This is a genomic window from Novosphingobium sp. EMRT-2, from assembly GCF_005145025.1.
Lineage (GTDB): Bacteria > Pseudomonadota > Alphaproteobacteria > Sphingomonadales > Sphingomonadaceae > Novosphingobium.
Genome location: NZ_CP039695.1, coordinates 1,843,691 through 1,855,860, shown reverse-complemented (window position 1 = coordinate 1,855,860; position 12,170 = coordinate 1,843,691). Strand labels below are relative to the sequence as shown.

General features: G+C 67.5%; 14 protein-coding genes. 7 read left to right on the top strand and 7 right to left on the bottom strand.

The features are described 5' to 3' along the window. Positions 1 to 18: 18 nt before the first annotated feature. On the bottom strand, positions 19 to 465 hold the full coding sequence (gene mscL / locus FA702_RS09165; RefSeq protein ID WP_136955898.1) for a large conductance mechanosensitive channel protein MscL: 447 nt from the start codon (positions 463 to 465) through the stop codon (positions 19 to 21). A gap of 228 nt (positions 466 to 693) precedes the next feature. Here mscL and FA702_RS09160 point away from each other — a divergent pair, with 228 nt between their 5' ends. The 5 genes from FA702_RS09160 to FA702_RS09140 are packed head-to-tail and all read left to right on the top strand — an operon-like array spanning position 694 to position 4,149. After that, complete coding sequence (locus FA702_RS09160) at positions 694 to 1,311, top strand: LemA family protein (RefSeq protein ID WP_136955897.1); 618 nt, start codon at positions 694 to 696, stop codon at positions 1,309 to 1,311. Between the two features lie 10 nt (positions 1,312 to 1,321). Further along, positions 1,322 to 2,116 carry a YgcG family protein gene (locus FA702_RS09155; protein WP_370385456.1) on the top strand — a complete coding sequence of 265 codons (795 nt, stop codon included), beginning with the start codon at positions 1,322 to 1,324 and terminating at the stop codon, positions 2,114 to 2,116. A 1-nt stretch (position 2,117) separates the two neighbouring features. Then, positions 2,118 to 2,798, top strand: coding sequence for a TPM domain-containing protein (locus FA702_RS09150; protein ID WP_136955895.1), 681 nt, complete (start codon positions 2,118 to 2,120; stop codon positions 2,796 to 2,798). Beyond that, on the top strand, positions 2,795 to 3,346 hold the full coding sequence (locus tag FA702_RS09145) for an NUDIX hydrolase (protein WP_136955894.1): 552 nt from the start codon (positions 2,795 to 2,797) through the stop codon (positions 3,344 to 3,346). Before FA702_RS09150 ends, FA702_RS09145 begins: the two co-directional genes overlap by 4 nt. Before the next feature lie 23 nt (positions 3,347 to 3,369). Continuing rightward, complete coding sequence (locus tag FA702_RS09140) at positions 3,370 to 4,149, top strand: SDR family oxidoreductase (RefSeq protein ID WP_136955893.1); 780 nt, start codon at positions 3,370 to 3,372, stop codon at positions 4,147 to 4,149. A 25-nt stretch (positions 4,150 to 4,174) separates the two neighbouring features. On the opposite strand, the gene FA702_RS09135 is transcribed toward FA702_RS09140, so the two are convergent. Both FA702_RS09135 and FA702_RS09130 read right to left on the bottom strand, forming a co-directional pair. Then, complete coding sequence (locus FA702_RS09135; RefSeq protein WP_136955892.1) at positions 4,175 to 5,503, bottom strand: MFS transporter; 1,329 nt, start codon at positions 5,501 to 5,503, stop codon at positions 4,175 to 4,177. A gap of 60 nt (positions 5,504 to 5,563) precedes the next feature. Continuing rightward, positions 5,564 to 6,016: a MarR family winged helix-turn-helix transcriptional regulator gene (locus tag FA702_RS09130; RefSeq protein WP_255504506.1), complete on the bottom strand. Its 453-nt coding sequence runs from the start codon at positions 6,014 to 6,016 to the stop codon at positions 5,564 to 5,566. Positions 6,017 to 6,101: 85 nt separating this feature from the next. On the opposite strand from FA702_RS09130, the gene FA702_RS09125 reads away from it, so the two are divergent. Then, entirely contained in the window at positions 6,102 to 7,583 is a 1,482-nt protein-coding gene (locus tag FA702_RS09125; RefSeq protein WP_136955891.1) for a carotenoid oxygenase family protein, read from the top strand. Next, positions 7,580 to 8,053, top strand: coding sequence for a DUF3237 domain-containing protein (locus FA702_RS09120; RefSeq protein WP_124810183.1), 474 nt, complete (start codon positions 7,580 to 7,582; stop codon positions 8,051 to 8,053). Before FA702_RS09125 ends, FA702_RS09120 begins: the two co-directional genes overlap by 4 nt. Positions 8,054 to 8,181: 128 nt before the next feature. On the opposite strand, the gene FA702_RS09115 is transcribed toward FA702_RS09120, so the two are convergent. The 4 genes from FA702_RS09115 to FA702_RS09100 all read right to left on the bottom strand — a co-directional run bounded on the left by FA702_RS09115 (position 8,182) and on the right by FA702_RS09100 (position 12,129). Beyond that, positions 8,182 to 8,412: a hypothetical protein gene (locus tag FA702_RS09115; RefSeq protein ID WP_136955890.1), complete on the bottom strand. Its 231-nt coding sequence runs from the start codon at positions 8,410 to 8,412 to the stop codon at positions 8,182 to 8,184. 199 nt (positions 8,413 to 8,611) lie between these two features. Continuing rightward, entirely contained in the window at positions 8,612 to 9,877 is a 1,266-nt protein-coding gene (locus FA702_RS09110; protein ID WP_136955889.1) for an N-succinylarginine dihydrolase, read from the bottom strand. 27 nt (positions 9,878 to 9,904) lie between these two features. After that, positions 9,905 to 10,918, bottom strand: coding sequence for an arginine N-succinyltransferase (locus FA702_RS09105; protein WP_136955888.1), 1,014 nt, complete (start codon positions 10,916 to 10,918; stop codon positions 9,905 to 9,907). A gap of 5 nt (positions 10,919 to 10,923) precedes the next feature. After that, entirely contained in the window at positions 10,924 to 12,129 is a 1,206-nt protein-coding gene (locus FA702_RS09100; RefSeq protein WP_136955887.1) for a hydrolase, read from the bottom strand. Positions 12,130 to 12,170: the final 41 nt, after the last annotated feature.

Below are 12,170 nucleotides of genomic sequence, written 5' to 3'. Positions count from 1 at the left end.
CGCGCGGAGAAAGACCGGTCAGACCCGGTTCTTCAGCGCATCGCGGATTTCGGCGAGCAGTTCCACTTCGCTCGGCCCCGCGGGCGCGGCCGGAGCGGCCGGTTCCTCGGGCTTGGCAAACGCCTTGTTCGCGGCTTTCACGATCAGGAAGATCACGAAGGCCAGGATCACGAAGTTGACGATCTGGGTGACGAAATCGCCATAGCCGATCATCGCCACGCCCGCTTCCTTGAGCGCGGCGTAATCGTCCGGCTTGCCCTTGTAGGTTTCCGGAATCGGTCCGAGGCGGATGAAATACTTGGAGAAATCGGCGCCGCCGGTGAAATAGCCGACCGCCGGCATGATGACGTTTTCGGTCAGCGAGGTGACGATCTTGCCGAACGCCGCGCCGATGATCACGCCAACGGCCAGGTCCAGCACGTTGCCGCGCGCGATGAACGTCTTGAATTCCTGCATCATGCCCATGAGCTTACCCCGTAGTTCTGACGGCCCTGTTACCGGTTGCTTGCCACCCGCCGCCGGGCGCGACAAGCGGCAAACGTGCTGCGGCTCTCTCCAGAATGGTGCAGGTTGCCGTGATCCGGTCCTGCCCTTGAACGGTCACCGGCTATCGCTATGTTCCTGGGCAGCAACGCCGGAGCGGCCCTGCCGGGGCCGCGCGCCCGGCAGGATGACATAAGGGTATTCCGACCGATGGCCGCTTCCCTGTTCCGCCGCCTTTCCCGCCCCCTGGCGCGTTTCGCGTTCGTGGCCGCCGCCGCGGCGACGCTGGCCGGCTGCGGCGTCAATACGATCCCCACCGCCGAGGAAAACGCCAAGGCCAAGTGGGCCGACGTGCAGAACCAGTACCAGCGCCGGGCCGACCTGATCCCCAACCTGGTGGCGACGGTGAAGGGCTATGCCAAGCAGGAGCAGGACACGCTGACCAAGGTGACCGAGGCGCGCGCCAAGGCCACGAGCGTGCAGGTTTCCGCCGACGACCTGACCGATCCCGCCAAGATGGCCGCGTTCCAGCAGGCGCAGGGCGCGCTGTCGCAGGGGCTGGGCCGCCTGATGGCGAACGTGGAAGCCTATCCCGATCTCAAGTCCAACGAGAACTTCCTGGCGCTGCAAAGCCAGCTGGAAGGCACCGAGAACCGCATTTCCGTGGCGCGGCGCGATTACAACGAGGCCGTGCGCCAATACAACACCACGATCCGCACGTTCCCGGCAGTGATCGGCGCCAAGATGATCTATGGCGCGAAGCCGCTGGTACCGTTCGAGGCGACCACGCCGGGGGCGCAGGAGGCGCCCAAGGTCAACTTCAACTGATCGCCGCGCCGTGCGGCGTTTCCTGATCGCGCTGATGGCCGTGCTGGCGTTCGTCGCCGGCCCGGCTTTCGCGCAGACCTTTCCGCCGCTGACCGGCCGCGTGGTCGATGATGCGCACCTGCTCACCCCGCAGCAGGTCGCCGCGCTCGACGCCAAGCTGGCCGCGCTGGAGCAGCAGTCGCAGCGCCAGCTTGTCGTGGCGACGATTCCCGACCTGCAGGGCATGCCGATCGAGGACTACGGCTACCAGCTCGGCCGCGCCTGGGGGCTGGGCGACAAGCAGCGCAACGATGGGGCGCTGCTGATCGTCGCACCCAAGGAGCGCAGGGTGCGGATCGAGGTCGGCTATGGTCTGGAAGGCATCCTCACCGATGCGCTGTCGCAGGTGATCATCCAGCGTGAGATCGTGCCGCGCTTCAAGCAGAACGATTATGCCGGCGGGATCGACGCGGCGGTGGACCAGCTCATCGCGCAGCTCAAGCTGCCCGATGACGAGGCGCGCAAGGTGGCCGAACAGGCGCAGGCAGGGGCCAGCAAGGGCGGCGCGCCGCGGTTCGACATCGGCACTGTGGTGTTCCTGGTGATCTTCTTCCTGTTCTTCGTGCTGCCGTTCATCCGCGCCATGCGGGGAGGCGGGCGGCGCTATGGCAGCAGCCCCGGCGTGATGATCTTCCCCGGCGGCGGCTGGGGCAGCGGTGGCGGTGGAAGCAGCTGGGGTGGCAGCGACTGGGGCGGCGGCGGTGGCGGCGGCTTTTCCGGCGGTGGCGGCAGCTTCGGCGGTGGCGGCGCTTCGGGGGACTGGTAGGATGGCGGCCTTGCACTTGACCGACAGCGACCGGCAGCGCATCGCGCAGGCGGTCACCGCCGCCGAGCTGCGCAGCGCGGGCGAGATCGTGACGATCGTGACCGCGCGGTCCGATCCCTATCGCGACGTGGCGCTGGCCTGGGCGGCGGCGGTGGCGTTCCTGGCGCTGGCCGCGCTGGAGTTCGCGCCGCACTTCTACCTCGCGCTGATCGACCGCGCGCTGGGGCTGTGGGCGACCGAATGGAGCCCGCGCGCGGTGCTGGGGGTGGCGCTGACCGTGGCGGTGGTCAAGTTCCTGGCCATGCTGCTGCTGCAGGCCTGGGAGCCGCTGCGGCTGTGGCTGGTGCCCCGGCCGATCAAGCGCGCGCGCGTCCATGCCCGCGCGTTGACCTGCTTCCGCATCGGCGCCGAAAGCCGCACCACCGGGCGCACCGGCATCCTCATCTACCTGTCGATGGCGGAGCACCGGGCCGAGATCATCGCCGACGAGGCCATCGCCGCGCGGGTCGCGCCAGAGGTATGGGGCGATGCCATGCACGCGCTGCTGGCCGAAATCCGGCAGGGCCGCGTGGCCGACGGAATGATCGCCGCCGTGGAAGGCGTGGGCGCGGTGCTTGCGCAGCACCTGCCGCGTGCCGATGATGACGCGAATGAATTGCCGGACCGGTTGATCGAAGTATGAGCCTGGAAGACGAGTATCGCGACGAACCCGAGCAGGTGCGCTGGGAAGGGCGGTTCATCGTCGCCAAGACGCGCGGACGCTGGGAATACGTGAGCCGCACGCGCAACATCCGCGCCGCGGTGATCCTGGCCATCGACAGCGCGGACCGGGTGATCCTGGTCGAACAGTTCCGCGTGCCGCTGGGCAGGCCATCGATCGAATTGCCGGCGGGGCTGATCGGCGATCATGACGACAGCGCGGACGAGGACGCCGCCGTCGCCGCTGCGCGCGAGCTGGAAGAGGAAACCGGCTATCGCCCCGGCCGCATGGAGGCGGTGGGCGAGTTCCATTCCTCGCCGGGCATGGTCTCGGAAAGCTTCACGCTGTTCCGCGCGCACGATCTGGAGCGCGTGTCCGATGGCGGCGGGGTGGAAGGCGAAGGCATCACCGTCCATCACGTACCGCTGGCAGAGATCGAAGGGTTCATCGCCGCGCGCCGGGCCGAAGGCTATGGCATAGACGTGCGCATGCTCATGCTGCTGGGGCCGCGCCTGCTGGGCGGCACTTGAAAGATCATAACGGAGAGGATCGAATGGGCAGGGTTCAGGGGAAGAAGGCGCTGGTAACCGGCGCGGCACAGGGCTTGGGCGCGGCGCAGTCATGGATGCTGGCGCGCGAGGGCGCGAAGGTGCTGCTGACCGACATCAACGGCGCGGGAGCGGCGGCGCAGGCCGAGGCGATCAACGCCGAGCTGGGCGCGGGCACCGCTTTCGCGATCCGCCACGACGTGACCAGCCCCGACGACTGGGACGCGGCGATCGCGCTGGCGGGCGAAGCGCTCGGCGGGCTTTCGGTGCTGGTCAACAACGCCGGCGTGGGCGTGCGCGGCAATATCGAGACCTGCACGCTGGAAGACTGGCGGCGCGGCTTCGCCATCAACGTCGACAGCGTGTTCCTGGGCTGCCAGAAGGCGCTGCCGCTGCTGAAGGACAACCAGCCGGGATCGATCGTCAACATCAGCTCGATCGCCGGCCTGATCGCGTCGGACACGATGCCCGGCTACAACGCCAGCAAGGCAGCGGTGTGGATGCTGTCGAAGTCGGTGGCGCTCTATTGCGCCAAGCGCGGCTGGGACGTGCGCTGCAATTCGGTCCACCCGACGTTCGTCGACACGCCGATCCTCGATGGCATCGCCACCAACGCCAATCTCGACAAGGACGTGGTGATGGGCAAGCTGGCGCGGCAGATCCCGCTGGGCCGCGTGGGCCAGCCCGACGACATCGCGGCGGGCGTGCTCTACCTCGCCAGCGACGAAAGCCGCTTCATGACCGGCGCCGAACTGAAGCTGGACGGCGGCATTTCCGCGATGTGAGCGCCGGGCCTGCCCGCGGCCGCGATCAGTGCTGATCGCGCCGCAGCGGCAGGAACAGCATCAGCGCGAGCGCGAGCAGCGAACCGGCGGCCATGATGATTGAGACCGTCATCAGCCCGAGCTGGGCCTTGAACAGCGTGCCCGCGAGATAGGGCGAAAGCGCCGCCCCGGCGCGGCCGATGCTGAGCGCAAAGCCGGTGCCGGTGGCCTTGACGTGCGTGGGATAGACGGCGGCGAAGGCGGTGTAGAAGCCGACGATCGCCGAATTGGTGAACAGGCCGACCGAGACCACCGCGAGCGTCCAGCCCATCAGGCTGTTGGCGCCGAAGCCGAAGCGCGCGACCAGCAGCACCGACAGCGCCAGCGCCGCCAGCGTCGCCTGCTTCACCCCGAAGCGGTGCATGAACCAGCCGAACGCCGCGCCGCCGATCGCGCCGCCAAGGTTGGCGTAGGCCAGCACGCCCGCGCCCTGCGCCTGCGTGAAATTCTGCCCGGCGAACTGCGGATCGGACATGATCGAGGGCGTCATCTTGAGGATGTAGTAGAACGTCAGCGCGTGGGCGGCATAGCCGAGCGAGAGGATCAGGGTGGCCTTGCGCAGCGCGGGGCTGAAGATGTCGGCCAGGCTGGCCTTCTGCTCGTGCGGCGCCGGCGGGGGCAGCGCGCCGATCGCCGGCTGGCCCAGCGCGGCGAGCGCGCGGTTGATCTTCTCCAGCGCGCCGGCGGGCCGGGCGCGCATCAGCCACGCCGGCGTTTCGGGCACGAGGAACCACACCAGCGGCAGGCAGATGGCGGTCATCGTCCCGCCGAACAGGAACACCGAACGCCAGTCGTGCGCTTTCAGCAATTGCGCCGCGACCAGGCCGCCCAGGAACGCGCCGAGCGGATAGCCGATCACCATCAGCGACATCGCCATGCTGCGCGCCTTGCGGCTGGAAAGCTCGAAGGCGATCGCGTTGATCGCGGCCAGCATCCCGCCGATGCCGAGGCCGGTGATGATGCGCCAGATCGAAAGGCCGACCGGCGACGTGGCGGTGGTCGCCATGAACATGCCCACCACCATCAGCAGCAGGCAGCCCAGCGTGGTCCGGCGCCGGCCGAAGCGGTCGGCCGCGCCGCCCAGCAGCAGCGAGCCGAGGCCCATGCCGATCAGTTCCATCGACAGCACCGCGCCCAGCCCGTCGGGGGCGAGGTGCCATTCCTTCTTGATGCCGGGGCCGGCAAAGGCGCTCGACAGCACGTCGAAGCCGTCCAGCGCGTTGAGGAAGATCGTGATGACAACCGCGATCCATTGCCGTGCGGTCATCGGGGCATCGTCGAGGATGCTGCGTGGATCGGTGCTCGTATCGGCCATCACTCTCCCCTTCGCGCCAGATCGGTCCCTGCCGGCGCCGAAACTGTTATTTCTTATAACTCATTCGTGAATGCGCGCCAGCAATTCCAGCAGGATCTTCACCTCGCGATCGCTGAAGCGGCTTTTGACCCAGGCTTCGTGCTCGCCGATCGCGCGCTTGGCGCTGGCCAGCATTTCCACCCCGGCCGGCTCCAGATAGAGCGCCTGCTTGCGCCCGTCCCTGGGCGAACGGTCGCGGCGCAGGAGGTGCTTGGCCTGAAGCCGGTTGATGATCGCCATCGTCGTCGCGCGGTCCATGCGCAGGCGCTGCGCCAGATCGGTCTGGGCGATGCCGGGATGGTCATCGACCAGCCACAGCACCGAAACCTGCTTCTGCGTCAGATCGAGATCGGTAAATGTCTCGGTAAAGTGGCGCAGGCAGGCACCGTGGGCCAGGCGGATGTGGAACCCCAGGATGTCGTTGATCGCGCCGATATCGCCGGATTCCGGCTCGGCCGGCGTAATCGCGTCCACGAATTTGTCCTTGATCAATGCATCCACCCCCGATGCCCCTTGCTTATTTGTTTGTGTAGCATACAAATATCACAAGGAGGATGCCATGGCCGAATTTCCAAAAACCCCGAGTTTCACGGGCTTCAACACGCCGTCGCGGGTGGAGGCGGATATCGCCGATCTGGCCCACGAAGGCACGATTCCGCAGGAGTTAAACGGCGCATTCTACCGCGTCCAGCCCGACCCGCAATTTCCGCCGCGGCTGGGGGACGACATCGCCTTCAACGGCGATGGCATGATCACCCGTTTCCACATCCACGATGGCCAGTGCGATTTCCGCCAGCGCTGGGCGAAGACCGACAAGTGGAAGCTGGAGAACGAGGCCGGCAAGGCGCTGTTCGGCGCCTATCGCAACCCGCTGACCGACGACGAGAGCGTGAAGGGCGAGATCCGCTCCACCGCCAACACCAACGCCTTCATCTTCGGCGGCAAGCTGTGGGCGATGAAGGAGGACAGCCCCGCGCTGGTCATGGACCCGGCGACGATGGAGAGCTTCGGCTTCGAGAAGTTCGGCGGCAAGATGACCGGGCAGACCTTCACCGCGCATCCCAAGGTGGACCCGGCGAGCGGCAACATGGTGGCGATCGGCTATGCCGCATCGGGCCTGTGCACCGACGACGTGACCTACATGGAGATCAGCCCGGCGGGCGAACTGGTGCGCGAGATCTGGTTCAAGGTGCCCTATTACTGCATGATGCATGACTTCGGCATCACCGAGGATTACCTGGTGCTGCACATCGTGCCCTCGATCGGCAGCTGGGAACGGCTGGAACAGGGTAAGCCGCACTTCGGCTTCGACACGACGCTGCCGGTCTATCTGGGAATCATCCCCCGCCGCGATGGCGTGACCGATGCCGACATCCGCTGGTTCAAGCGCGACAACTGCTTCGCCAGCCACGTGCTGAACGCCTGGCAGGAAGGCACCAAGATCCACTTCATCGTGCCCGAGGCCAAGAACAACATGTTCCCGTTCTTCCCCGACGTGCACGGCGCGCCGTTCAACGGAATGGAAGCGATGAGCCGGCTGACCGACTGGGTGGTCGATATGGCCTCGAACAGCGAGGATTTCGCCGAAATCCGGCAGCTTACCGACACCGCCAGCGAGTTTCCGCGCATCGACGATCGCTTCACCGGTCGCAAGACGCGCTACGGCTGGGGGCTGGAGATGGACATGAAGCGCCCGGTCGAGCTGCGCGGCGGCAGCGCCGCCGGCGCGTTGATGAACTGCCTGTTCCTCAAGGACTTCGAGACCGGTGCCGAACAGCACTGGTGGTGCGGCCCGGTCAGCAGCCTGCAGGAGCCGGCGTTCGTCCCCCGCTCCAAAGACGCGCCCGAAGGCGATGGCTGGATCGTGCAGGTCTGCAACCGGCTGGAGGAACAGCGCAGCGATCTGCTGATCTTCGACGCGCTCGCTATCGAGAAGGGGCCTATCGCCACGATCAACGTTCCCATCCGCCTGCGCTTCGGCTTGCACGGCAACTGGGCCAATGCCGAAGACATCGGCCTGCTCGAAGCGGCGGCCGCGTGAATCCGCCGGTAAGTCCGCCGGGCCTCGAATTCGTTTACGAGGCCACCGGCGATCTCGAACCGCCGCGTCCCATCGGCGAAACCTATGACGGGACGCGGCGGATCATCCCGATCGTGGGCGGCGGGCGCGTGGAAGGGCCGCTGATCAGCGGAAAGCTGGTCGGCAACGCGGCGGACTGGCAACTGACCCGCCCCGACGGAGTGACGGTGGCCGACGCGATCTACGCGCTGGAGACCGACGACGGCGTGGTCATCCAGATCCGCAACCGTGGCCTGCGCCACGGCCCGCCCGAGGTGATGCAGCGGCTCGCCGCCGGGGACGCGGTGGACCCGGCGGAATACTATTTCCGCACGGTGCCGGAATTCATCGCGCCCAAGGGCCGGTACGAATGGATGAACCGCTCGATCTTCATCTGTTCGGGCGCGCGCTTTCCGCTGGGCATCAAGCTGTGGGTCTGGCGCGTGCTGTAGCGCGTGAGGTATTCCCTGGCTTAGTCATTGCGAGGGACGAAGCCCCGTGGCAATCCAGAGCGGCACGTGGGACTCTGGATTGCTTCGCTGCGCTCGCAATGACGATGCCGGGGTGGAACCGTCTGGCGCTATAGCCGCAGCCTGGCAGCCTGTTCGTGGCGCAGGCAGTCGAAGATCTTCGATCCGGCCATGAACACGGCGGTGGTGCAGGCCAGGAACAGCAGCTTGCCCCCGAATCCGGGATAGACCGACAGGTAAACCTGCCCGCGCTCGACCGCGCCCAACGCCAGCGCATAGATGATGGCGCAGGCTTCGAAGCGTGTCTTGATGACGAAAAGACGACCGAGCTTTCCGAACATTGTTATCCCCTGCGCCGCTGCGTCCTTCTCTGCGGGGACGGCCGGCGCCATTTTACAACCACCAGTCAGCAATCATCGTGCCAGCCCCGGATTTCCGGGGACGAGCAAGGTTAACCGGATGGTAACTGTAAAACGCGGCGACAGGTACGGAAATCTGCGGGTCCCGATGTTCCAATGTGGGAGTGATCCCGCTGCGGGGTCAGGCCAGTGCGTCAAGCTCCAGCGCATCAAGCAGACCGGCCCGCGCCGCGCGCACCGTGGTGACGAGCGTTTCGCGGCCGAGATCGGCCGGGTCGATCTGTTCGGGCCAGAGCCGGGCGATCGTGGCCTCGATCCGGTCGGCCTTCGCCTCGTCCAGCAGGAAGCGCGGATCGACCGTGGCGGGATCGGCCACCACGCGCAGCCGCAGGCAGGCGGGGCCGCCGCCGTTGGCCATCGATTGCCGCACGTCCACCGGCAGCACGCGGCGGATCGGGCCGTTGCCCGCCAGCATCCCGTCCAGCCAGCCGCGCACGGCGGGATTCTCCCAGGCTTCCAGCGGGATCACCAGGCCCATGTCGCCATCGGGCAGCGTCAGCAGCTGCGCGTTGAACAGATAGCTGCGGATCGCGTCGGCCAGGCTCACCGCGGCGGCCGGCACGATCACGATCTCCGCCTCGGGCAGTTTCGCGCGGATCGCGGCATAGGCGCCTTCGGGATCGGCGAAGGCCTGTTCGTGGGTGAACAGCACGCGTTCGTTGGCGACGGCGACCACGTCGTTGTGGAAGGCGCCGGCGGCGATCGCCTCGGGCGCCTGCTCGATGAACAGCGCGCGGTCCGGATCGAGTCCGTGCAGCCGGGCGACAGCGCGGCTCGCCTGTTCGTGCTGGCGCGCCGGAAACGCGCCGCCGGTGCGGCCATAGACGAAGATCTCGATGCCCGGTGCGTCATGTCGCGCGGCCATGCGCATGTGGTTGGCCGCGCCTTCATCGCCGAAGCACGGCGGAACCGCGCCGTGGAGCGCGAAGTGCGCCGTGTCGGCAAAGGCGAGCGCGAGCTGGCGCGCGGTGTCCGGCCATTCCTGCGAGCGGTGGAGCATCGTCACGAGGTTGGCGGGGGTCAGGTGGCAGCGCCCGTCGGCGGTATCGGGCGCGGGGCTGACGGTGGCGGCGTTGGCGGTCCACATCGACGAGGCCGACCACGCCGCCGCGCGCAGCCGACGCTGCACCGGATCGCCTTCGTCGATCGCGGTCAGGCCCATGGCGTCCAGCAGCGCGGGATTGGGCCGGGGCAGCGGCGCGAAGAAGCCCTGCGCCAGCCCCAGCGCCAGGTTGTGCCGCATCTTGGCCACGCCCTGCAGCGCGGCGGCGCGGGGATAGGAGACATCGCCGGCGTGGCTGGCCGAGGCGAGGTTGCCAAGGCTCAGCCCCGCGTAGTTGTGGCTCGGGCCGACGATGCCGTCGAAGTTGATTTCCACCAGTTTCACAGGAGACTCCGTCCGGTTCGCGCGGCCTTAGCGTTCCACATGCCAGATCATGTCGCCCTCGCGCACGTCCAGCGCGGCGGCGGCCATGGGATCGAGCGTCACCCCGTCACCATCCTCCCCGATTTCCGCGAAGGTGCAGCGGAAGGTGGAAAGGTGGCCGGTGGCGGCGAGCGCCTTCTTCGGATTGTCGGGCGGGCAGACCCGCGCCACTTGCACATGGCGCGCCTCGGCGATCGATTTCACCCGGTCGGTGCGCGCGGTCATCGTCGGGCCGCCATCGAAGATGTCGAAATAGCCTTCGTTGGCAAAGCCTTCGCCTTCCAGCATGCGCATCGCGGCACGGCCGGAGGGGTGGGGCAGGCCGATCGCGCTGCGCGCCGAATCGGGCAGCATCGCGATATAGACCGGGTGCTTGGGCATCAGATCGGCGATGAACTGGTTGCCGTTGATGGCGTTGAAATAGTCCGCTTCCTGGAAGCTCATGCCGAAGAAGCGCCCGGCTACGCCATCCCAGAAAGGCGATCCGCCGCGTTCGTCGATGATGCCGCGCAATTCGGCCAGGATGCGGTCGGAAAAACGCGGGCGGTGCATGGCGATGAACAGGTAGCGGCTGCGCGCCAGCAACATGCCGAGGCCACCGGCGCGCTCGGACGGGTGCAGGAACAGCCCGCCGACCTCGCTCGACCCTTCGAGATCGGTGACGAGGTTGAGCATTTCGGCGCGGAAGGTGCGGCCCAGTTCCTTGGAATGCTGGGTCAGCGTGGCCATGCGATAGGAATAGAACGGCCACTGCAGACCGACGCGCGTGAACAGCTGCGCGGTGCCGCGCACTTCGCCGGTCTCGATGTCCTCCAGCACCAGCACGAACAGTTCGTCGCCGCCCGTTTCCTCGGTGCCATAGGCTTCGGCCGAGCGGTCGAGCTTGGCCTGCAGCGCCTTGCGGTCGGGCGGCAGGTTGGTGAAGCCGCCGCCGGTCAGCTTGGCCATCTCGTACAAGTGCTGGAGGTCCTGCGCGCTGGCGGCGCGGATACGGTGCGTCATGACGGTCAGTTGCCTCCGGAAAGCCGGTGAAGGACCAGCGCGGACAAGGCCGCGCGTTCCGCCAGCGAGGATACGATCAGGAATTCGTCGGGCGAATGGATCGCGCCGCCGCGCACACCCATCGTGTCCACCACGGGCACGCCCAGCGCGGCGATGTTGTTGCCATCGCAGACCCCGCCCGAACTTTGCCAGCGGATCGGTTGCCCCAGCGCCGCGCCGCAATCGCGGACCAGCCCGAACAGCGCCTCGGCCGGGGGATCGAGCGGCTTGGGCGGACGCGAGAGGCCACCGTGGAGGTGGATGGAGACTTCATGCTCGCGCTCGATCTCGGCGATCAGGCCGCGCAGCGCCACGGCGAAGCGATCGGCATCGGTCACCGCGCGCGGGCGAATGTTGAAGCGCAGCACCGCGTGATCGGGCACCACGTTGTTGGCCGAACCGCCGTCGATCCGCGCGGGATTGACCGAAAGCGTGGCCGTTTCCATGTGCTTGAGCCGCAGGGCGAGATCGGCGGCCGCGACGATCGCGTTGCGCCCGTCCTGCGGATTGCGCCCGGCGTGGGCGGAGCGGCCGGTGATGATCAGCGAAAAGTTGCCGCTGCCCGCGCGCGCGCCGGCCAGCGTGCCATCGGGCAAGGCAGAGGGTTCATAGGTCAGCGCCGCCGCCTTGCCGCGCGCCAGTTCCGCGATCAGCGCGGCGGAGGCGAGGCTGCCGGTCTCCTCGTCCGAGTTGATCATCACGTCGTAGCCGACGTTGCCGGCCGCCACGCTGGTTTCGAACGCGGCGAGCGCGGCCAGGATCACCGCGATCCCGCCTTTCATGTCGGCAACGCCGGGGCCGTTAAGCGTCTCGTCGTCCAGCCAGCGCTGCTGCTGGAAGGCGTGGATGGCCGGGAACACGGTGTCCATGTGCCCGGTCAGCAGATAGCGCCGCGCGGCCTGTGGGCGGACCGAGAGCACGAAATGAGCCCCGTGGCCCACGTCTTCCTCGCGCCCGTCCGCCGCGATGGCGGTCACCCGCGCGGGTTCAACCTTGCGGATATCTCCCGGCAGATCGGAAAAGGCCTCCGCCAGCAGATCCCACTGCCGAGCCAGCCCTTCCAGATTGCGCGTGCCGGTGTTGACCGCGCTCCACGCCTGCACTTGCGAAAGCATGGCGTCGGCGTTGAAGCGGCCGACGAGATCGCGTTCTGTCGCTGAAAGCTGTTGCATATGTAACCGGTGTAGCCGCTGCCGCGCGCGGGGTGAACCCC

Coding starts and splice junctions, on each gene's coding strand:
- FA702_RS09140 (WP_136955893.1), top strand. CDS start 3,370: ATGGGCAGGGTTCAGGGGAAGAAGGCGCTGGTAACCGGCGCGGCACAG.
- FA702_RS09125 (WP_136955891.1), top strand. CDS start 6,102: ATGGCCGAATTTCCAAAAACCCCGAGTTTCACGGGCTTCAACACGCCG.
- FA702_RS09160 (WP_136955897.1), top strand. CDS start 694: ATGGCCGCTTCCCTGTTCCGCCGCCTTTCCCGCCCCCTGGCGCGTTTC.
- FA702_RS09145 (WP_136955894.1), top strand. CDS start 2,795: ATGAGCCTGGAAGACGAGTATCGCGACGAACCCGAGCAGGTGCGCTGG.
- FA702_RS09100 (WP_136955887.1), bottom strand. CDS start 12,129: ATGCAACAGCTTTCAGCGACAGAACGCGATCTCGTCGGCCGCTTCAAC.
- FA702_RS09105 (WP_136955888.1), bottom strand. CDS start 10,918: ATGACGCACCGTATCCGCGCCGCCAGCGCGCAGGACCTCCAGCACTTG.
- FA702_RS09150 (WP_136955895.1), top strand. CDS start 2,118: ATGGCGGCCTTGCACTTGACCGACAGCGACCGGCAGCGCATCGCGCAG.
- FA702_RS09115 (WP_136955890.1), bottom strand. CDS start 8,412: ATGTTCGGAAAGCTCGGTCGTCTTTTCGTCATCAAGACACGCTTCGAA.
- mscL (WP_136955898.1), bottom strand. CDS start 465: ATGGGCATGATGCAGGAATTCAAGACGTTCATCGCGCGCGGCAACGTG.
- FA702_RS09135 (WP_136955892.1), bottom strand. CDS start 5,503: ATGGCCGATACGAGCACCGATCCACGCAGCATCCTCGACGATGCCCCG.